Raw genomic sequence first — 20,387 nt, 5'->3', positions numbered from 1 at the left:
CACCCACCGAACCCGCCCCGTGGTCACGCACGGCGACCCGCCCAGTCCAGTGGGTGAACCAGTGCAGGCGTAGCTGTACCAGCGTCGGTCCTGTTCGGCGGGCTCGCGGCGGCGGGACGGTGGACGCCATGCCGACGCAACAACCTCAAGTCACCGTGCGTTCGCTCAGCGCTTGTCCGCGACCCGTCGCGGCGCCCGCCGCGCCCGCAGACTGGCCGCGCACCAGCTCGCCACCTGGGGCGTGCCGCACGGCACCTCCGCCTCCGACGCCGCCGTACTGATCGTCGCGGAGCTGAGCGCTAACGCCGTACTCTACGGACGCGTGCCCGGGGCGGGACTTCGCGCTATGCCTGGTCCACACACCCGCCGCCGGGCTTCTGCGGGTCGAGGTGTCCGACGCCCACCCTGCCCTGCCGACGTGTCTGCTTGCCGCCCGCCGATGCCGACGGGGGCCGGGGGCTGCTGCTGGTCGACGCCCTGGCCTCCCGCTGGGGCGTGACCGAGCGCACCGGTCCCGGCAAGACCGTGTGGGCGGAGCTGGACCTCAGTCCGGAGACGGCCGGACACCCCGGGTAGCGGCGCCTGGCGGTCAGCGCCGCACTCGTCACTCGCTGTGAGACTCCTCCTGGAAGGGGTTGCGATCTCCCCTCCCACTGTCGGACCCACCTGGCAAGATGGACGTCGCGCCAAACGCCAGTGGGGGGCGCTGTCCGGGCCGGCCGCCAGCACAGTGAGGGAATGATCGCCTGATGTCGACCACAGAGCTGTTCCTCCGGGATGTCATCGACATCAAGGAGGACGTCCACGCGGGCGATTTCAAGGTCGACCTCTCCCAGGGCTTCCACGAGGCCGACGAGCGGGTGGCGGAGTACGTCGTCACCGAGCAGTTGCGCAAGGCGTTCCGCAAGGCGCTCCGCCTGGTCGCGAAGGCGGTCCGTACGGGCGATTCGCACGCCGCCTACCTGCACGGCTCCTTCGGCGCCGGTAAGAGCCACTTTCTAACCGTGCTGCACGCCGTGCTGCACGGCCACGAGGGGGCGCTAGACAAGCCGGGGCTGAAGGAGGTCGTCGCCGAGCACCGGGACTGGCTGGGCGGCAGCCGGTTCCTGATGGTGCCGTACCACCTGGTCGGGTCGACCGACCTGGACTCGGCGCTGCTCGGCGGGTACGTCCACACCGTGCGGGAGCTGCATCCGGAGGCGCCGACCCCGGCCGTCTACCGGTCGGACGCCCTGCTCGCCGACGCGGACCGGCAGCGGACGTTCCTCGGCGACGACGACAAGTTCCGCCAGTGGCTCGGCGCCGGGGCGACGGCCACCTCCGGCGGCGCGGGTGAGGACGACGAGGACGACCTGCCGGGCATCGACGGCGGAGCCGACCTGCCGGGTGCGGGCGGCTGGAGCACCGCCGAGCTGGACCGTGCCTTCGCCGCGCCGCCCGGCAGCGAGGAGCGGGAGCGGCTGGTGTCGGCGCTGCTGACCGGGCCCATGGCCGCGTACACGCAGGCCGCCCGCGGCGACGCGCAGTCCTTCATCCCGCTGGAGAACGGCCTCAAGGTCGTCTCCCGCCACGCGCAGTCGCTCGGTTACGACGGTGTCGTCCTCTTCCTCGACGAGCTGATCCTGTGGCTCCAGGCGCACATGGGCGACCAGGACTTCGTCCGCGACCAGGTGCAGCGGCTGGTCAAGCTGATCGAGTCCGCCGACAGCGGCCGTCCCGTGCCGATCGTCTCCTTCATCTCCCGCCAGCGCGACCTGTCCCAGTTGATCGGCTCCGACGTCGCGGGCGCCGACGTGCAGAACCTGGAGCAGCAGGTCGACTACCTCGCCGGCCGGCTCGACGTCGTGGAGCTGGAGGACAGCAACCTCGTCGAGATCATCAAGCACCGTGTGCTCGCGCCCCGTCCAGGCATGGAGCAGGCGCGCGACGACGCGTTCAAGCTCGTGGAGTCCTCGCGGGACGAAGTGCGGCAGGTGCTGCTCGACGCGCAGGGACGCACCGAGGCGAGCTGGGATGACTTCCGCACCCTGTATCCGCTGTCCCCGGCGCTGCTCAATGTACTGGTCGACTTGTCCGGTGCACTGCAGCGCGAGCGGACCGGTCTCAAGCTGGTGCAGGAGCTGCTGCGACGCCACCGCGACGACCTGCGGCTCGGCCAGCTTGTGCCGATCGGCGATCTGTGGGACGTGATCGCCGAGCGGACCGGTGAGGCGTTCACCGCGAAGCTCCGCAAGGAGTCGGAGATTGCGCACCGCTTCCACGCCCGCGTCCGCGAACACCTGCTGACGAAGTACGGCTCGGCGGACGACAAGCGCTTCCAGACGGACGAGCGCCTGGTCAAGACGCTGCTGCTGGCCTCCCTCGCGCCCAACGTGCCCGCCCTGACCCGGCTCACCGGCGGCCGGCTCGCCGCGCTGAACCACGGCACCATCAGGACCCGGGTGGGCGACGCGGGGGCTGTCGCCGTCAAACGGGTGCAGGAGCTGCAGGCCGAGGGCTTCGACGGCGAGCTGCGCAGCGAGGGCGACCCCGCCGACCCGGTTTTCCACCTGCACCTGTCCGACCTGGACGTCGAGCCGCTGCTGGAAGAGGTGCAGGGCGTCGCCGACCAGGACGGCTACCGCCGCCAGTGGATCAAGGACCAGTTGTGGGCGGCGCTGGGCATCCCTGACGCCCAGGCGTTCGTGTGCGAGCGGACGGTCGTCTGGCGCGGCACCAAGCGCACCGTCGAGTTCGTCTTCGGCAATGTCCGTGACCCGCACCTGCCGGACGCCGAGTTCGCGCAGCAGACCGAGGGCAACATCCGCTTCGTCTTCGACTACCCCTTCGACGACCACGGCCGCTCGCCGATGGACGACGTGCAGCGGGTGGAGCGGATGAAGCGCGCCGGGAGGACGGCGCCGACGATCGTCTGGCTGCCGCACTTCCTGTCCGAGCAGAAGGCCCGCAGCCTCGGTCGCCTCCTCAAGATCAACTACCTGCTTGAGCGCGACCGGCTCGACGACCACACCGCGACCCGCCCTGCCGAGGAGCGCGTCCAGATCCGCAACCAGCTCAAGGCGTCCCGCGACAGCCTGACCTCTCAGCTCGCCGACGCGCTGCTTCAGCTCTACGGCATCAACCGGGCCGAGCCCGGCACCGCTGGCGCCGAGGTCCCCGAGGGCCACCACCTGATCTCCCTCCAGCCGGGCTTCACCCGTACCCGGCCCGAACCGGCAGTTGGCTTCGAGGAGAACCTTCTCCTGCTGGCCGACGGGCTGCTCGGTGCCCGCCACCCTAAGCACCCCGACTTCGACCCGCGGCTCACCCGCAAGGCCGTCACCACCCGCGAGCTGAAGACCACGCTCGAATGGATCACCAGGGCGATGGAGGACGGCTCCCGGCGCGTCGTGGTCGACAGCCAGCAGATCCCGGTGGTCCGCCGGATCGTGCACGCCCTCCAGCTCGGCGAGGTCCACGACGGGCCGCTCAACGTCACCACCGACTGGCGCCTGCGCATCAACAAGAAGGCCGCCGAGAACCCAGACGCTGGCCCGGAACTGTCCGTCGACGACATTCGCCGTTGGATCGAGGACCTCGGCTACACCGGCCTCGACCGCCACGTCAGCAACCTGATCATTGCCACGTACGCCCTGCTCGACGACCGCACCTGGGTCTATCAGACCTCGCCGCTGCCCAAGGCGCCGGAGCTGGAGCGGATCGGCCCCGGATACGGGCTGAGGGCCGTGGAACTGCCCACCGAGGACGAGTTCCACACCGCGCTCGGCCGCGCCGGCACGATCTTCGGGAGGGCCGTCTCCCGGGTCCTGTTCGCCCGCAACGTCGCCCGGCTCGCCGAAGGCGTGCGCGCGGTCGCGGAGGAACACCGCGTGGCCCTCGGCGAAGTGCGCACCCTCCTGACGCAGCACGCCGCCCCCCTCGGGCTGACCGGGCCCGGCGGCGCCGACGCGCCCCGTCTGAAATCCACCAAGGCCGCCGCCGACCTCGTCGCCCGGCTGCTGCGCACCACCGAACCGGCCGCATGTGTGCGGGAGCTGGCCGCCGCTGCGTACGACGTGACCGACGAGGAAATCGCGGGCGCCCTGCGGCACGCGCCGGAAGTGGCCGTCGCGCTGCGCGGCACCCAGTGGTCCCTGCTGGAGGACGTACGCCGCGACCTCGCCATACGACAGGACAGCCTCGGCGAGCGAGCGGCCAGGTTCCTAGACGAGGTGCACCGCACCGCCCGCGAGCACGAGCAGACCGTTTCGCTCGTGCCCGTCCTGGACCGGCTCCCGGACACTGTCATGGCCCTGATGCGCGAGGCCACCCGCCTCGCCCAGCCCGCACAGCCGTCCACTCCGCCCGTGGCTCCGGTCACCCCGGAGCCGACCGCCGAGGACGTCAGCCTCACCGACCACGGCAAGCCCTCCGTCCCCTCGACGCCCGTGCTGGACCGGCCCTCCACGCCGGACGGCGCTTCCCGCGGCCAGGGCGGCGCGCAGACCGCCGTCCCGGAACAGGCCGGTCGCAGGCAGACCGTCCACCTCGTCGAGCCCACCCAGTTGGAGGCGACGCTGGCCACCACGGTCGCCGGGATCGACGCCGAGATCCGCGCCTACCTCGCCGCTCACCCCGGCACCCGCATCCAGGTCACCTGGCAGCCGGTCACCGACACCGGGTCCGGGACCGACGGCTCCGCCGAAGCCGAGGCGGAACCGGGCGGCGAAGGGACCGTCGGCTGATGGCCCCGGCCCTGCCCCGGGTGGGCCGCCGTACCGTCGAGGCTCTGCTCGTCGCGAACGCGAAGGACTTGGGCGAGCACAGCCTCGTGCTCGTCCACGGCCAGTACGCGCCCGGCGCTCCCCCCCGGTTCACCGTCACCCTGGACGGCGAGGCGCGGCGCGTCCACGTACGGAACGAAGCCTCTGTCCTCGGCGTCGTCGCCGCCCTGCGCGAGCACCGGAACGCGGCCGCCTCCTCCGACGTGCTCGTGGTGACGACGGGCGTCGACGACGAGCAACTCGGCTGGGACGTGCGCGGCAGGGCCATACGGCGCAAGACCCTCACCGTCGAGAACGCCGAGGTCGTCCTCCAGCGCTTCGGCGCCACCGGCTTGGACCCTCGCATGTACCGCGAGCGGTGGTTGCTGGAAGCTCTGGTCGAAGCGGAGCCCGCCGAAGACGGCTGGCCACGCGTCGGCGGAGTGCTGACCCGGGACGCGGCACTGCGCGCCCTGACCGCCGAACGGCTCGGTCTGCGCGCGGCGCACGGCTCCTCGGGCCAGGACGGGCAGGTCACTCTCGACGCCGACACCCTGCTCGCCTGGTCGCGCACGCCCGCCGGTCCCCGGCGGTTCGCCGAACTGAGCGCCACCGAACGCGCCGAACTGAAGAAGTGGCTCGCGGAGGTCGCCGGACCGGCCGTCCCCGTCCTGCTGTCCCTCGCCGAGGCTGGACTCGGCCACGACGCCCTGCCGCTCGGACTGCTCGGCGCCGCACTGCGGGATCCCGCCGCCCAGCCTGACACGGTGCTCGCCCTCGGCGGACTGTTCGGGCAGGTCATGCCCCGGCGTTCGGAACTCGCCGTGTTCACCGACGCCGTGGAGGGAACCCTCACCCGCTGGATCGCCGACGCCCGCACCAGCCCGGACGCCCGCCGGCGCGTCGACGCCGTACTGGACCGGGCCGACGAGCTGGCCGACAAGGCGGACCTTGCCCCCGGACTCGCCGCGAGCCGCTTCCTCCCCTCCAGCTTCACTGCGCAACTGCGCCGGACCGTCGCGGAAGCCCTCCGTTCTCCGGCCGTCGGCGAGGCCGCGCTGGTCGACCTGCTCGGCCACGCCCTGGCCGGTCTCCGCCCGGACAAGGTCCAGGCCGCCGAGACGGCCGTACGGGTGGCGCGTTGGCTCAGCGGCCCCGAGCCCGCCGTCACCAGCGTGGCCGCCGCCGTGCGGGCGCACGTCTGCGATTGGGGCTGGGTGGACCGAGCGCTCACTGTGTTGTGGGTGGGCGACCCCGACGGCGACCTGGAGGCCGGCCGGGACCTGCGCGCCCTCTACGAGCAGGCACGTGAGCGCAGGCAGCGCCTCGATCAGAAGTTCGCCCGGAGGCTGGCCGCCTGGGCCGCGCACGCCACCGCCCAGCACCCCGACGGTTGCCTCGTCGTCGAGAACGTACTGGACACCGTCGTACGCCCGCTGACCGCCCAAGCGTCACCGCTCCTCCTCGTCCTCGACGGCATGAGCAGCGCGGTCGCCGCCCAGCTCGGCGAGGAGGCGGAACGCGACGGCTGGCGCGAGATCGTGCCCCGCCCGGAGGTAGGAGAGCCCCCGACACGCCTCGCCGCTGTCTCCATGCTGCCCTCCGTCACCCGCGTCAGCCGTGCCTCCCTGCTGGCGGGCGAGGCAGCCGACGGCGGCCAGTCGACCGAGACCACCGGTTTCATCGCCTTCTGGAAGCGGCGGCGCAAGGCGGCGGCCCTCTTCCACAAGGCCGCCATCGGTGGTGAGGCGGGCCACGCGCTTTCCCACGAACTCATGACCGCCCTCGCCTCCGACGCCGTGGTGGGCGTGGTCCTCAACACCATCGACGAGTCACTGGACAACGGCCGGCACGGCCGCGGCACCACCTGGTCCCTGGCCGACGTCACGCACCTGCGTGAACTGCTCGCCGCCGCCCGCAGCTACGGCCGCCCGGTCGTTCTCGTCGCCGACCACGGACACGTCCTGGAGCGCGGCAGCCGCTCGGACGCCCCGGCGCCCGCCGCCGACGGTGCGGAGTCCGCCCGCTGGCGCACCGGTGATGTCCTGGCGGAGGGCGAGATCGCCGTCCACGGCCCGAGGGTGCGCGAGGGCGGGGAAGCGGCGGTGATCCTGCCGTGGCGCGAGGACATCCGCTACACCGGGCGTCGCGCCGGATACCACGGCGGAGCCTCCATGGCCGAAGTCACCGTCCCGGTACTCGTCCTGCTGCCGGCAGGGGAGGAGCCTCTTAAGGACTGGGTGCCCCTGCCGCGGGAGCTGTCCATGCCGCTCTGGTGGCGGACGCACGTCACCCGTGACGTTCCCCAGCCCGCTGGCGTGCCCGCTGATCAGCCGGTGGTGCCCTCGCCCACGCGACCCATGGCACCCTCCGAAAGCGCGCCGGCCGCCGACGCCGGGCCGTCTGCACGGACGGAAGCCGCACCGCCGGAGGCAGAGTCGCTCGGCTCCACGGTGGTGAGCAGCGAGGTGTACGCGGCCCAGAAGGAGTACGTCCGCAAAGCGCCCGAGGCGAAGGTGGTGAGTGCGGTCATCGACGCACTCGTCTCGGCCGGCGGGACCATGTCCCCGGCCGCTCTCGCCGCGGCGATCTCCGCGACCGGGCGGGTACGCCGCAACATCGAGGGATTCGTCGCCACGGTCCAGCGACTGCTGAACGTCGAGGGGTATCCCGTCCTCGGGTTCATCGACGGCGGGCACGCGGTGAAGCTCGACGTACCGCTTCTGCGCGAGCAGTTCCTGCCGAAGCAGGACACGCAGGAGACGGACGAGGCCGAAGACGGACAGCGGGGGGAGGAGAAGGCGTGACCGAGCCCGCTTCCGTGAGCGCGGTCCGGCGCCGCGAAGTCATCGATGCCCTGCGGCGCGGCACCGTCCCGCAGTCCGGCCTCGACCTGTTCGCGGTCGGACTGGACCGTTTCGAAGCCGCCCTGGACGACGACCTCGCCACCGTCACCCGCGGCGGTGCCGCCTTCCACGCCGTCCGTGGTGACTACGGCTCAGGCAAGACCTTCTTCGCCCGCTGGCTGGCCGAGCGGGCCAAACGCGCCGGACTCGCCACCGCGGAAGTGCAGATCTCCGAGACCGAGACACCGCTGCACCGGCTGGAGACCGTCTACCGTCGGCTCACCGAGCGCCTGGCTACCGCCACCCACCAGCCCAGCGCACTGCGGGCGGTCGTCGACTCGTGGTTCTACACCCTGGAGGAGGAGGTCCTTGACGGCTCAAAGATCGACGAGGACGACGAGGAAGCCCTCGCCGCGGCCGTGGACACGCTGATGGAACGCCGGCTCGCCGAGGTCGCCCGGACGACACCGGCGTTCGCCGCAGCCCTGCGCGGCTACCGCCGTGCCGTCACCGCCAGGGACGGCGCGACGTCGGAAGCCCTGATCGCCTGGCTCGGCGGCCAGAAGTCTGTTGCCGCCTCTGCCCGCCGGGCCGCCGGAGTGCGTGGGGACCTGGACCACTTCGCCGCGCTCGGCTTCCTCCAAGGTCTGCTGACCGTGCTGCGCGACTGCGGTCACCCGGGGCTGCTCCTCGTACTCGACGAGACAGAGACCCTGCAACGCGTCCGCGGCGATGTCCGGGAGAAGGGCCTCAACGCACTCCGCCAGCTCCTCGACGAGATCGATGCAGGCCGCTTCCCCGGCCTCTTTCTCGTCATCACCGGGACCCCGGCGTTCTACGACGGCCAGCAGGGCGTCCAGCGGCTCCCGCCCCTGGCCCAGCGGCTCGCCACCGACTTCACCACAGACGCCCGCTTCGACTCGCCCCGCGCCGTCCAGCTCCGCCTGCCCGGCTTCGACCTGCCGCGCCTGGGGGAACTGGGCCGGAAGGTGCGGGACCTCCACCGGGGCGCGGCCCGCCACCCCGCGCGTGTCGCCGCTCGGGTCGACGACGCCTACATCGGCGAACTCGCCACCGCCGTCACCGGAGGTCTGGGTGGCAACGTCGGCATCGCCCCCCGCGTCTTCCTCCGCAAGCTTGTCGCCGACGTCCTCGACCGCGTCGACGAGTTCGAGGACTTCGACCCGCGCAAGCACTACCAGCTCACCGTTTCGGCGGACGAGTTGACGGACACCGAACGCAACGCAGCCGCCGACCGGGCGGACGACATCGAGCTGGATCTGCCGTGACCACCCCCGACGGCCTCGAACCGGCGCTGGTCCACCACATCGTCAACACGCTGGGCTGGAAGGATCTGCGACCGCTCCAGAAGGCCGCCATCGCCCCGCTGACGGCAGGAGACGACGCCCTTCTGCTGGCCCCGACGGCCGGCGGGAAGACCGAAGCCGCCTGCTTCCCGCTGCTGTCCCGGATGCACGCTCAGGGCTGGTCCGGCACATCGGTGCTGTACGTGTGTCCGCTCAAGGCGCTGCTCAACAACCTGCTGCCGCGCGTGGAGACCTACACCGCCTGGCTCGGCCGGACCGCAGCCCTGTGGCACGGCGACACACCGGCCGGCGCGCGGCGGCGCATCCTCGCCTCCCGGCCCGACGTGCTGCTTACCACCCCCGAGTCGCTGGAAGCCATGCTGGTCAGCGTCAATGTCGACCACGCGTCCTTCTTCTCCGGCCTGCGAACCGTGGTCGTCGACGAGGTCCACGCCTTCGCCGGTGACGACCGCGGCTGGCACCTGCTTGCCGTACTGGAGCGCCTGCAGCGCGTCGTAGGCCGCTCCGTGCAGCGCGTCGGCCTCTCGGCGACCGTCGGCAACCCGGAAGCCCTGCTCACCTGGCTCCAGGGATCCGGAGCAGGCCGACGCCCCGGACGCGTGGTCGCGCCCCACCTGGCCGAGGCGCAGCCGACGCCAGCCTCCGTACCGCCGGGTGACATCCAGCTCGACTACGTCGGCTCGCTCGACAATGCGGCCACCGTCATCAGTGCTCTCCATCGGGGGGAGAAGCGGCTCGTCTTCTGCGAGTCGCGGCGCTTGGTCGAGGAGCTGGGCGCCAAACTGCGGGCCAAGGGTGTGACCACGTTCCTCTCGCACGCCTCCCTCTCCCTCGACGAACGCAGACGCGCGGAAACCGCGTTCGCCGAGGCGCGCGACTGCGTGATCATCGCCACGAGCACCCTGGAACTGGGCATCGACGTCGGTGACCTGGACCGGGTCATCCAGATCGACGCGCCCACCTCGGTCGCCTCCTTCCTGCAGCGCCTGGGCCGCACCGGACGCCGCCCCGGAACGACCCGGAACTGCCTTTTCCTCACCCTCGACCAAGGCGGGCTCCTGGCTGCCGCCGGACTGTTGCTCCAGTGGTCGCGAGGCTGGGTGGAACCGGTCACTGCTCCGCCCGAGCCCCGGCACATCGTCGCCCAGCAGCTGCTCGCCCTCTGCCTTCAGGAACACCGCGTCGGAGACCGGCTCTGGCAGGAGTGGTGGAACGGTCTGGGACCGTTCGGAGGGTCGGCCGGGCCGATCGTCCGCCATCTGGTCGACGAGGGATACCTGGACCAGGACGGCGGCATGCTGTTCATCGGCCCCGAAACCGAACGGCGCTTCGGCCACCGCCACTTCATGAACCTCACCGCCGTCTTCACCGCGCCCCCGCAGTTCACCGTTCTCCAGGGCCGCACCGAGATCGGCCGCACCGACCCCGCCCTGCTCACCGAGCGGGTCGCCGGGCCCCGCAGACTCCTCCTCGCCGGCCGCAGCTGGCAGGTCACCTACATCGACTGGCGCCGCAAACGCTGCTTCGTCGAGCCGGTTGACGGCGGAGGAAAGGCCAAGTGGAGCGGCACAGGCTTCGGCCAGGGCACCTCCTTCGAGGTCACCCGCGCCGTGCGCGAGGTGCTGCTCGGCACGGATCCGCCCGTTGCCTTGACCCAACGCGCCACCACGACGCTCAAAGAGGCACGTGAGGTCTTCCTGGAGAAGGTTCACCCGGGTGGCACGTTGATCGTGCGCGACGAATCGGGGCAACTCCGCTGGTGGACCTGGGCAGGCCATCGGGCGAACGCGACTCTGGCCGCCACGTTGGAGGGGATCGCGGTGCCGGCCCAGCGCATCAATGATCACTGGATCCGTCTGCGGGAAGACATCACTCCACCGGTGTGGAAGGAAGTGGTGAGCGAGGCTCCGGACCGGCTCTGCCTCCCTCCTGTCGACGAGTGGGCGGTGCGGGGCCTGAAATTCGGGGACGCGCTGCCGCCGCGGCTGGCAGAGGCGACGTTGTCGGCCCGGCTGGCGGACCTGCATTCCGCTACGGCAGTATTCGGCGAACCCGTGCGTTTCGTCGCCGTTCATACGTGAAGCCTCGACCGTAGCTATGTGCCCCCGAACTGGGTGTGCTCCCGAATGATCGCAAGCAGTCACCCAGTCAGTTACGCCAGCGACCGTCGCATCGCCTCGAAGTCGCGCAGCGAAAGCTCTGCGACTACGGAGCGACAGCATGCTGAAATGGTGTTGCGCTGCGCGGAGTTACTTGAGCTCTACACGCGTTATCAGCTAACGGTCGATCGGGTAGAGAACGCGGTGCGCGAACTATCGGACGCCAGGCAAGCTGTGCAATCTGACGTGAATCACCTTGGTGACGACTACGAGCTCAAGCGGGATGCGTACGAAACCGCCCCATGCTTATGATCACTTGAGGGCAGCCCTCAGCCGATGGCCTGTCGGCCGGTCACGCGGACCGGTAGCATGTCGCGCATGAAGAAATGTGCCAGGTGCGGCGAGCCTTTCGATGAAGCGAAGGCGCGAAGGATTTTCGATCCCGAATACGGGAAGAATATCTATGACGGCAAATATCGAGCAGAGGTCTGTCACGATTGTGTGATGCTCGACATGGATTCCGACGATCCCGAAGAGATTTGGTTCGAGTGCGACGACTGCGAAGGAACTGCTGAAGTATTCATCCCAGACGGCCCAGACGAGCACGTGGGAAGCATGCAGAAGTGCCCTGGATGCGACGGGCGCGGCATGTACGAGGGCACACCGGATGACTTGCCATCCAAATCCAAGAGGGTCTTCAATTTCTGACCGCCCGGCAATCTGTAAGGGACCCCGAGAAGACGTCCCAGCACGGTTGAACCAGGGGTTGACATCCTAGCGGTCCACCATGCTTCAGGAAAATGGATGCGACCCAGTCTGCGAGTCCTTCATGCTGTCGGGCATGCACCCTCGTGACGAAGAGATATGGCGGGCAATCGAGCAGGGCCGTCGGGCGATCGACTGGGAGGCGTGGTTCGGTGCCTCGGAGGGCGCCGACTACCTCACCCCCGCAGGCCATGCCGTGACCAAACGCGCGGTGGCAGACCTCACCGCGTTCTTCGATAACCGCTGGCTGCCGAAGGCCGTCACGCCTTCCCCTGCGTCAGGCAAGGCCAGCGACACGTTCGTCGGTCTGGGCGGAGCCTCCCCGGTGCTCCAGATCTTGAACGGAGCGGCGCCGGGAGCATGGGTGGAGGCTGTCCGGTGGTGGACCGCGTACGCGTATTTGGAGGAAGCCGGAGTGCCCGGCCTTGCTTCAGTCCGTCGCGATGCCCGATGCGATGTCACCCAGTCCCGATTCCTACACACACAGACGCAGGCCCGGCTCGCGCTCATGGGGGCGAATCGCGGGTACCCGGTCGAACTGGAGCCAGCGAAAGCCAGCGGCGGTCCCGGTGACGTTCGCATCGGTCCGGTCTTTATCGAGGTCGTCACCTTCGCCGAGGACCAAAAGCTCCAGGAATATGAAAAGTTTCGCCAGAACTGCCGGATGCACCTCTTCGCACTGGACAGAGGCCGCACCATCTACTGGGAAGGCGACCTCCCCGAACTCCTCAACGGAGACGACTTCGGAATCTGGCAGAACCGGACTGAGGAGGCCGCTCAGCGGTGCGTGGCCTTCGGGGCCCCGGTTGACGTTTTCAGCAACGCCGGAAGACGGCTGACGGTGCACCCTGGCTTGGCACCCCAGGGCACTACCCTTTCCGGAGACACCGTGGAGAGCGACCAGGGCAGGCGACTCCTGGGCAAGGTACGCGGCAAGTGCAACAAGACGGTAGGAGCGGGCACTGCGTGGATCTGGGTGGAGGACCACAGTGGCCTCTTCCACCTGCCGACCCCCTTCGCCGCGATGCCGCTCGCTGCCAAAACCGATGCACTTGCAGATCTGTTCGGGCCTCTCCTTGCGGAGTACACCCACGTCGCCGGGATCGTCATCTCCAATGTGGGCCGCCGACGCCTGCCGCTTCCGCCCAACGAGACCGCCTCCCGCCCCGCTGCGCAGGGCTTCCGACGGGGGCTGCCCCTCGACCGGGTCCGCGAGACGATTGTGGTTCCCCGGCGGATCCTCCTGCCCGAACAAACCGCTCTGATAGCCAGGATGTGCGATGGTGAAGCCGACGCCCTCGACTGGGCCCTGGCGAGGCTCAATGTTCCCGGGGGTGTGGCCTCCCTGGTGACCAGCTCCGCGACTCCGCGCCAGCATTCCCCGCTGTGGACGCCGTGAGTGCCGGCCGCGATCGTGGCCGTCGTGCTGAGGTCGAACGCACGCCCGTACACGCTTCCGGCTCCATGGCCCTGGGTCAACTTGCGTGCGGGCTAATGGCGTCTCGCTGTGGCAGTCTCGGATTCTGCTGTCGGAGACGCCGGCTTTGTAAGCCTGGCGGTCAGGGTCATCGAGGGTGCGCAGGTCAAATCAGGTTTGATGGATCCCCAGTTCAGCCTGCCATCTTGACTGCGGTGAACCCCCGTTGACTGTGGGTGACCGCTCGATGTGGCACGGTTGTGGCACGCGCTGGTACCAGAGGCATACCGGCGCCTGACTCACCAGTCACGCCACCGTTCGGGCTAGGAGCGCCGAGGCGTCGACGCCTTGCTCGGTGAGGACGCCGTCGATGTACTCGCAGAGGTCCTCGCGCTCGATGGAGCAGCACGCCCCGTACTCATCATCGATGACGTTCAGCTGCCGCACGTCGCGCTCGATGGCGGCGAGTACGGGCTCGTCGTCTGGGCTCCGTGCCGGCGGGCGGAGAGGACGCCCCGGAATGTTGCGTTCGCCCCTGGACACTCGCACCCCCTTGGTAGTCTCTGGTGAGGGCCGCGTTTGGGGGGAAACATGATGTGGTTGTTCCTTCCCTTGGTCGGCGTGCTCGGTGCCTTAGCTGCCTATGGGGCCTGGAGGTTGTTTCAGGACACGCGCAGACTTCGGATGCCTGATCGGCTGCTGCGAGTGGTTCCGGCGCCGTCCCCGGAGGATCTTCTGGCGGACGCCTATCGGCAAGCCCTGCGTTCTGTAGGCGATGATGGCTGGTTGCGGACGGAGAGGGCTGCAGAGGCGTCACTTTCTGAACTGCAGGCCCGGTGGGTGGATGTCAGCCGTGGAAGTAGGGTCCAAATTGCGCGTGGTCCGCGTGAGTGGTCCTTCCGACTGCATCGCTTTGAGGCCCCCTCTTCCCGTGCGCAGGAGGTTGAGAGCGGCACTGGCCAAAAGTCCGCGGGAACTGCCGATAAACTGCCCCCGGCAGCTCGCGACCTGCTGTCTCAGGCTCACATCGGACTTAGGGAGGCCGTAGCTCTCCAGAGTCCGAACGAGCGTTACGAGGCAGCCCACCTCGCCGCGCTGCGTGCCGCAGCCGCAGTGCTCGCCGTGCGAGGGCGCCCTGAAGCTAGTCGCGAGCGTCGGCACCGGATCCGCAGCGCATGGGAGGTCTTGCCAGAGGCAGCGCCAGAACTGGCGGAGTGGAGTGCCCTATTCGCTGCCGCTTCCACTCGCCGGGCCCGTGCAGCGGCTGGCGTACCTGGTGCCGTAAGCGTTCGAGAGGCAGACGAGCACATGCGTGCCGCAGGTATGTTTGTGCGTTTGGTGGAAAGGCTACTGCCTCTAACCTCCCCCCCGGACCTGTTCGAAATGACGGAGAACCAGGACACCGGGGCAGCTGTACGCCATCTCTCCCAGGGATTCGACGAGCTGTTCAGGGCTCTCGGTCCTCCGCCGCCAGGGCTCAAGCAGCTGGAACCAGTACCTGACGGCGGAGGGGGGACGGAGCGATGACCCGAGAAGCTGCCGATGTGCCGCGGCATCAACCGACAGGTCTGGAAATTGCGATGCAATGGGCAGATCTTCCGGCCGAGCACCTACAAGTGGCTCTGAAGGCTCTTGAACGGCAACTGCGACGCGAGCATGAACTCCGTATGGCTGAACAATCGGCCATCCGCCAAATGGAGATTGAAAGTCTCAGGGTCCAGGCCCGGGAAACCGCTGCACGCCGGTCCCACGTTCTGTTCGTTATCGGCCTTGTCGCCGGCTTCCTTCTCAGCGCTGGCATGCTCGTTGGAGCCGTCATTGTTGGCGTGGAAGGCCATGTTGGGTTGGCGTCCATGCTCTCGGGGCCGAGTGTCATCGCCCTAGCGTCGCTCTTTGTGCTACGTCGCTCAGACGGGGCCCAGACGCGGGCAGTGGCGCGAGCCCACGCAACCACGACACAGGCAGAGTCCATCACTCGTCCATAGGTGATGCCCGTCCGTCTGGTACGTCCTCCCATCCGATGTGCACACAGCACGTCGCCGTTATGGCCAGGGGGAGCATGATCGAGCAGCTTCAGAAGCTCGTTGTCCGCTATGGCGATTGCAAGCAGAAGCCCGTGCGCTTCCGTCCACGAACGTGGCTCTCACGGCTGGAGCCGTACGGAGCGGCACACATACGCGATATCGGCGTTGGATGTGCAAACGGGGTGAGTGGCGACCGTCTCATCAGCCGGAGCGAGTTGGCCGATCTCCGTGACGGAGTGGGCGACGATCCAGATGGCCTGCGTGACCTGTTCGTGGCTGTCATGATCTGGGGTTCGGGCACGACGAATGGACGCGGGCCGCGGTACACCGAAGCCGCCCTGTCCGACGCCCGCATGCCCGCTGTCCTCTGGATCACACGCCAAGCGGTCCGAGACGGCGACCTGAGCGGGGCCTACCGGCAGTTCGTCCTTGACGGAGTGCGGCGATCCTTCTTCACGAAGTGGTTCGCGGCCGTTGACGACCGCGACGCCACGTGCGATAGGGCCTTGATCCTCGACGATCGGGTCTTGCGTTCACTGAACGCTCTCGGGTGGTCCAGTTGGAAGGCGGCCGGCACTCGCCATTGGCCGACCCGATACGCCATCTACGTCAGCTCCATGTACGGTTGGGCCTTGTCTCTAGGAGTCACGGCGGACTGGCTCGAGTGGCTTCTCTTTCATCTGAACGGTCGTGTACACGAGCTCTGAGCTTGGGAGTCACCGCGCTTTCCAGCATCGGCCTACGCTGACCAGTAACTCCAGGTATCAGGGGATTCCGTGGCTTTCATGGGGCGAGAGATCATGGCCCCGCAAGCTTCCGGCGGGTCGGGGCAGTCTGTGGACCTGCCCGGTAAAACGCGACGTTGGGGTGGTCAAGCCGTATTTCGATCATTCACCATTTACCGTTGGCGCGTTGAGGTGAAACATGACTGACGAGTCGTAGTTGCGAACGTCAGTCGCGATCATATTCCGAACCTGTTCGACGATGGAATCTACTCCCGGATACAGGTAGCCTTGCTCGATTTCGGTTGGGGTGTACTCGACTCGTAGTAGATCCGCCTGGATGATTCCGTCTCCTTGACGCATGAGCACAGCCCCTGTGTCGAATCTGTAGAGCGGGTCTACCTCTTCAATTACGCAGTCGATCACATAATTCAAAGCCTTTGTGATCTCGATGACGAGGCTGTAGAGAACGAAGCGATGTTGTTGCGTGATTGTGAATAGCCGATCGTATTCGGCTGAGTCCCACCTCTGAAGCCGCTTGTATGGGCGTTCAAGATCCCACCTGTTCTCATTGCGAGGTTCCATGCAGAGATTGAAGTGGGCGATTAGGTCCCCCAGCGCCGTGTCCAAATTCCGGAAAGCGTCGACCGTCTGCGGGAAAGCCTTGGGCCACTTCTTGGTGAACAGCCAGATCGCAGTCTCATTCAGCAATCTGCTATGGGTGGTGGCCATAACGGGTATGGGCATGTTTAGCTGTCCTGAGATTATATGCCAGCTATCAAGATCGATCTTCTGTTCCCAGAGCAAGACGAGCGCAACCATGCGCTCCTCGATCTCTCTTTTGCGCAGCCCATCAGGGCCAAGACTGCGCGCGACGCGCTCCTCATGAGTCAGCTTGATCTTTACGAGATCCGCAACCGAAAACTGTACCCCGTTATTCTTGTCGACTATCGAATGATGGGTTGGGCAGAGGAGAAGCAGATTGTCGTAACTGTCCAGCCTGTCAATGGGGTAATTTATGTCATGCCGCGGTCCGGCTAGCTGGCTCGACCGGATATGTGCCTCCTCACCGACAACCGCACCGGCAGCCACCAGAATTCCCTCCTCTTCGGTGGCAAGGTCGACAGTTAGGGACTGTAGGCAATCAGGCATGGCACACTGATTTCCAGCCCTACCCCAAAGAAGTTTCCTCACGACCACATTGATTGCCATTACTCCCCTTTCGCTTCGCGGTATTTTTTTGCAACTTTCCAACTATGTAGGCGGCCGTGTGAGGCTACAGGCGGTTGCCTCCGGTCGCGGAGGTCGCTGTACCTGCCCACTCGGGCCCCTGCCGTTGCCTAGAACTGGGCTTCAGGGTCAGTGGACCAGGAGCAACCGACGCCCCGAGGGCGTTCGTCGGTAGCCTGAGGTGGTCGCTGTCCCCGGCGCACTTTCTCACGCCAACTGTCTGTATGGGCGGCAACGCCGCACGGCGTGCGTTGAAGTCTGGTGCCTGCTCGTAGCAGGTATTCGCGATATCGCCCACGTCGGCGTCGTGTAGGAATTCACGCACGTTGCACAAGGCAGGATCGCGATACGCCAAACGCCCGTCTTCTTCCCAGTAGCTGCACTGGATCACCTGACCAGGACGGCCACACCAATCACACGGATCGGAAGTTCTCACAGCGCCCCTCTCCATGGCCGCACTGTACAGCGAGGGCGTTGGCGCGATCTTTGGCCGGTGGCCTGCCTGGGCTGGGGTCGGGCATGGCCAGGGGGCCTTACGCTGGCCGCGGATCGGGCTGGCTCCTGCCTGCCCGCAACAAGCCCGATCGGCCCCCTGGTCTTGCTCGACGTCGGGTCCCGGACCGGGGAGGTGGCTAAAGATCGTGTCGGCGCCCGCCCCAGCCACCGCGGTTCTGACCTCATGCCCTCGGCCTACCCTTGCTGGCGCGCGGCGGCGGACGGCCGTGCCGAGCGGGACGGAGGCAGGAGCGTGGGCGCGGCCGGAAGTCGGCCGCGCGCCCGGCGGAGCGTGAGCGACGCCGGGTGCCTTGAACCCGTGGAGAAGGTTGTAACTCAGCGAGTGATGGCGTCCCTGATCATGGTCAGCGGGGCCGTCAAAACGGCGGACCGTCTGCATCGCTTGTGCTGAACCAGGGGCCCGCAGTCCACACTGACGTGCCGATGGGTGGCAGGTCGCTGTCGCAGAATTCGAAGGGATTCTGCTGACCTTCGAGCCCTGAGGAGTCTTCGCCCCATGCGTAGAGGGCGTCGATGGCTCGTTCGCGGTGCTGCCAGAGTTCGCTGGTGCCGAGGACCTGCCGAACCAGGGGACCAAGGTGGCTCGGTGGTGGTGCAGCTGGGGATCGTCCATCAGCGGGATGCACGCGGCGATGGCTGCTTCGTGAATGCGGCGGTCGGGGTCCTCTGTGAGGTCGAAAACGGTTGTGAACAAGAGTGGCCGCATCTTGCGGATGGCGACTGCCTGCGGGTAGGCGGTGAGCGGGAATCCGCTCTCTCGACGCGAGTCTTCAAGGTCGTCAGAAGCCGTTTGTCCTACTGAGGCAATCCACGCAAGCAGCTCGGCACGCAATGGGAGCCGCTGATCGGTAGCGAGGTTCGTGCGTGGGTCGCGCAGGATGGAGGCCACGTACAGTGCTGCCGGCACGGTTGCCGCGTAGAGAGTGCCCTGGTGGTGCACGGTGTCGAACAGGAACTGCAGCGCTGCTTCTCGGGCGTTTCGATCGTCGCTGAACAGCGCGGGCAGCTGTGCGGGTACATCTGCGGCCGGGCCCTACGCGTGCCACAAGGCGGCCCAATCCGTGTCCGCCAAGACGCACTCGGGCGCGGGCAAGCCGTCCGAGGGGAAAGAGTCTTCGCTCGTCACGCGATCCGCCATAGGGGCGCCGTGTATTGGTCCGGGTGCGTCTCGATGAGGAGTGCGCGGAGCTCTTGTCGCTGCGATCCGGGTAGACCGAGGGATTCCGTCAACCTGCGGAACGTCGTATGGGTGATCCCGCGGCTGCGGGCCTCTGTTTCAAAGCGACTGAGCTCGCCGAGGACGTTGTCAGGGTCCAAGGGCACGGCACGCTGCTCGGAGAGCCACAGTGCCTTGTTCCGCTCGTAGTCGATCTCGGAGTACCCACAGATCTCGCGACTGTGCTGCTCGGCCTCTTGGAGACTGGTCGTTGATACGAGGGCACGGGACAGCGTGTTGCGATGCAGCGCGTTGTCGAGGTCAGCCTCGTGGACAGTCGGGCCTTCGTCGGTCAGCTGGACCGGGAGGCCGGCGTCTCGGATTTCGCACAGCCCGCGCACACCTCGCGCCGCGGCGCCGAGCATCGCGGTGGCTTCGGAGGGATGCCACTCCAGAATGGACGCGATGGGCTCCACGTCCTCTGCTGTGAGGGTGTGGACGATCGACCCGAGAGCTTCGATGAGGTCCCCGGCCGGGAGTTCTCCGTCGAGGCCGGGCCCAGCAATCATGAGGCGGACAGGGGTCTTGAGTTGTGCGCAGGCAGCGAGAGTGAAGGCGTCCGCAAGAGGGCTCTTGAGCGTGGGCTCATCGCCCCGAGCGAGGATGTCGCCGCCCACGTCCAGGAGGTCGACGGACTCAGGGGAGAGCTCGGCGATGAGTTCTTCGAGTTGCTGGGCCAGGCCAACGGCGCCGCGGCGAGGGTCGATCAGGGCCAGAGTGTGCGGCAGTTCGGCGGCCAAGCGGGGGAGGGCGGAGCCGGCGGGAGCGACAGGCTCGGCATCTGCAGGGACGGCGTACACGCTTGGCGTCAGCTGGCGCAGGCCGTTGAAGTCGGCCGGACTGCGGGGCCCCGGCAATGGGTCGATGATCAAGCGGTCCCAGGCGTAGGTGAGGATCACCGCTGGGTTCTCGGTGCCGTACAAAGCGGCGTCCAACATTGCGGCGGCGACAGCGTCGCCCCCTCCTCCGGCTGCCACGATCAACCGCGTCACGTGGCCAGCGTACGGGTTCAGGTATTGGCCACTCACCCTATAGTGGCCAGAGGTAATAGCCACTTGAAGGGGATGGGAGGCTGTGATGCCGCAGATCGAGGAGGCTCAGCCGAAGTACCTCCAGATCGCGCACCACATCCGCGATCAGATCTTGCGCGGTGACCTCAGGCCGGGGGACGAGGTGCCGTCGGAGCGGCAGCTGGCGACAGACTGGAACGTGTCGCGGCCGACAGCTGCCCGCTCGCTGGAGGCGCTGAGCCATCAGGGCCTTGTGGAGAAGCGGCAGGGGTCGGGGACATACGTGCGCGGCGTGGAGGTCAACCGGCGGGCCCGGGAGCTCTATGGTCGGGCACGGCAGACCGGGAAGATCTACACGGCTGGCGAGTACGCGGTGAAGCTTCCCCTCGATGTTGGACACCTGGAGACTGGGACGTGAGGTTCCAGAGGAAGTAGTGGCCAGGTGGGAAGTAAGAGCAACCGCAGCAGGCGG

12 protein-coding genes and 3 pseudogenes are annotated in these 20,387 nt (G+C 67.8%); 11 read left to right on the top strand and 4 right to left on the bottom strand.

Annotation, left to right across the window (positions count from 1 at the left end):
- The first annotated feature begins 172 nt into the window (after positions 1-172).
- The 7 genes and pseudogenes from PV350_RS31570 to PV350_RS31540 all read left to right on the top strand — a co-directional run bounded on the left by PV350_RS31570 (position 173) and on the right by PV350_RS31540 (position 13,179).
- A pseudogene (locus tag PV350_RS31570) lies at positions 173-576 on the top strand (ATP-binding protein).
- A gap of 173 nt (positions 577-749) precedes the next feature.
- Positions 750-4,724: a DUF6079 family protein gene (locus PV350_RS31565; RefSeq protein ID WP_500337223.1), complete on the top strand. Its 3,975-nt coding sequence runs from the start codon at positions 750-752 to the stop codon at positions 4,722-4,724.
- Complete coding sequence (pglZ, locus tag PV350_RS31560; protein WP_500337222.1) at positions 4,724-7,549, top strand: BREX-2 system phosphatase PglZ; 2,826 nt, start codon at positions 4,724-4,726, stop codon at positions 7,547-7,549. Before PV350_RS31565 ends, pglZ begins: the two co-directional genes overlap by 1 nt.
- The gene (brxD, locus tag PV350_RS31555) at positions 7,546-8,877 is read left to right on the top strand and encodes a BREX system ATP-binding protein BrxD (RefSeq protein WP_500337221.1); all 1,332 of its coding nucleotides are present in this window, start codon (positions 7,546-7,548) and stop codon (positions 8,875-8,877) included. The genes pglZ and brxD overlap by 4 nt, the downstream gene beginning before the upstream one ends.
- Positions 8,874-10,997 (top strand): DEAD/DEAH box helicase, encoded by a 2,124-nt coding sequence (locus PV350_RS31550; RefSeq protein WP_500337220.1) that lies wholly within the window; start codon positions 8,874-8,876, stop codon positions 10,995-10,997. Before brxD ends, PV350_RS31550 begins: the two co-directional genes overlap by 4 nt.
- 396 nt (positions 10,998-11,393) lie before the next feature.
- Entirely contained in the window at positions 11,394-11,723 is a 330-nt protein-coding gene (locus PV350_RS31545) for a hypothetical protein (protein ID WP_500337219.1), read from the top strand.
- A 121-nt stretch (positions 11,724-11,844) separates the two neighbouring features.
- Positions 11,845-13,179, top strand: a complete 1,335-nt coding sequence (locus PV350_RS31540) for a hypothetical protein (protein WP_500337218.1) — start codon at positions 11,845-11,847, stop codon at positions 13,177-13,179.
- Positions 13,180-13,503: 324 nt separating this feature from the next.
- On the opposite strand, the gene PV350_RS31535 is transcribed toward PV350_RS31540, so the two are convergent.
- Entirely contained in the window at positions 13,504-13,644 is a 141-nt protein-coding gene (locus PV350_RS31535) for a hypothetical protein (RefSeq protein ID WP_500337217.1), read from the bottom strand.
- A 540-nt stretch (positions 13,645-14,184) separates the two neighbouring features.
- Here PV350_RS31535 and PV350_RS31530 point away from each other — a divergent pair.
- Positions 14,185-14,556: pseudogene (locus PV350_RS31530) on the top strand (SAV_6107 family HEPN domain-containing protein); the annotation flags it as partial.
- Between the two features lie 251 nt (positions 14,557-14,807).
- Here the strand turns inward: PV350_RS31530 and PV350_RS31525 are convergent.
- Positions 14,808-15,035 carry a hypothetical protein gene (locus PV350_RS31525; RefSeq protein ID WP_500337216.1) on the bottom strand — a complete coding sequence of 76 codons (228 nt, stop codon included), beginning with the start codon at positions 15,033-15,035 and terminating at the stop codon, positions 14,808-14,810.
- Between the two features lie 221 nt (positions 15,036-15,256).
- On the opposite strand from PV350_RS31525, the gene PV350_RS31520 reads away from it, so the two are divergent.
- The gene (locus PV350_RS31520; RefSeq protein ID WP_500337215.1) at positions 15,257-15,928 is read left to right on the top strand and encodes an 8-oxoguanine DNA glycosylase OGG fold protein; all 672 of its coding nucleotides are present in this window, start codon (positions 15,257-15,259) and stop codon (positions 15,926-15,928) included.
- Between the two features lie 180 nt (positions 15,929-16,108).
- Here the strand turns inward: PV350_RS31520 and PV350_RS31515 are convergent, their stop codons facing one another.
- Positions 16,109-17,155 carry a hypothetical protein gene (locus PV350_RS31515; protein WP_500337214.1) on the bottom strand — a complete coding sequence of 349 codons (1,047 nt, stop codon included), beginning with the start codon at positions 17,153-17,155 and terminating at the stop codon, positions 16,109-16,111.
- A 1,120-nt stretch (positions 17,156-18,275) separates the two neighbouring features.
- Here PV350_RS31515 and PV350_RS31510 point away from each other — a divergent pair.
- Positions 18,276-18,491 carry a hypothetical protein gene (locus PV350_RS31510; RefSeq protein ID WP_500337213.1) on the top strand — a complete coding sequence of 72 codons (216 nt, stop codon included), beginning with the start codon at positions 18,276-18,278 and terminating at the stop codon, positions 18,489-18,491.
- Positions 18,492-18,811: 320 nt separating this feature from the next.
- On the opposite strand, the gene PV350_RS31505 is transcribed toward PV350_RS31510, so the two are convergent.
- Positions 18,812-19,897: a DUF1152 domain-containing protein gene (locus PV350_RS31505; protein ID WP_500337212.1), complete on the bottom strand. Its 1,086-nt coding sequence runs from the start codon at positions 19,895-19,897 to the stop codon at positions 18,812-18,814.
- Between the two features lie 85 nt (positions 19,898-19,982).
- Here PV350_RS31505 and PV350_RS31500 point away from each other — a divergent pair.
- Positions 19,983-20,291, top strand: a pseudogene (locus tag PV350_RS31500) (GntR family transcriptional regulator); the annotation flags it as partial.
- Between the last annotated feature and the right edge of the window lie 96 nt (positions 20,292-20,387).

This window comes from Streptomyces sp. PA03-6a (assembly GCF_033792765.1).
Taxonomy (GTDB): Bacteria; Actinomycetota; Actinomycetes; order Streptomycetales; family Streptomycetaceae; genus Actinacidiphila.
This window is presented reverse-complemented; position numbering and strand designations above follow the sequence as displayed.

What these genes read in the sequence shown, in the direction of transcription:
- PV350_RS31565 (WP_500337223.1), top strand. Translation starts at nt 750, where the DNA reads ATGTCGACCACAGAGCTGTTCCTCCGGGATGTCATCGACATCAAGGAG.
- pglZ (WP_500337222.1), top strand. Translation starts at nt 4,724, where the DNA reads ATGGCCCCGGCCCTGCCCCGGGTGGGCCGCCGTACCGTCGAGGCTCTG.
- PV350_RS31545 (WP_500337219.1), top strand. Translation starts at nt 11,394, where the DNA reads ATGAAGAAATGTGCCAGGTGCGGCGAGCCTTTCGATGAAGCGAAGGCG.
- PV350_RS31540 (WP_500337218.1), top strand. Translation starts at nt 11,845, where the DNA reads ATGCTGTCGGGCATGCACCCTCGTGACGAAGAGATATGGCGGGCAATC.
- PV350_RS31525 (WP_500337216.1), bottom strand. Translation starts at nt 15,035, where the DNA reads ATGGCCTTCCACGCCAACAATGACGGCTCCAACGAGCATGCCAGCGCT.
- PV350_RS31520 (WP_500337215.1), top strand. Translation starts at nt 15,257, where the DNA reads ATGATCGAGCAGCTTCAGAAGCTCGTTGTCCGCTATGGCGATTGCAAG.
- PV350_RS31515 (WP_500337214.1), bottom strand. Translation starts at nt 17,155, where the DNA reads ATGGCAATCAATGTGGTCGTGAGGAAACTTCTTTGGGGTAGGGCTGGA.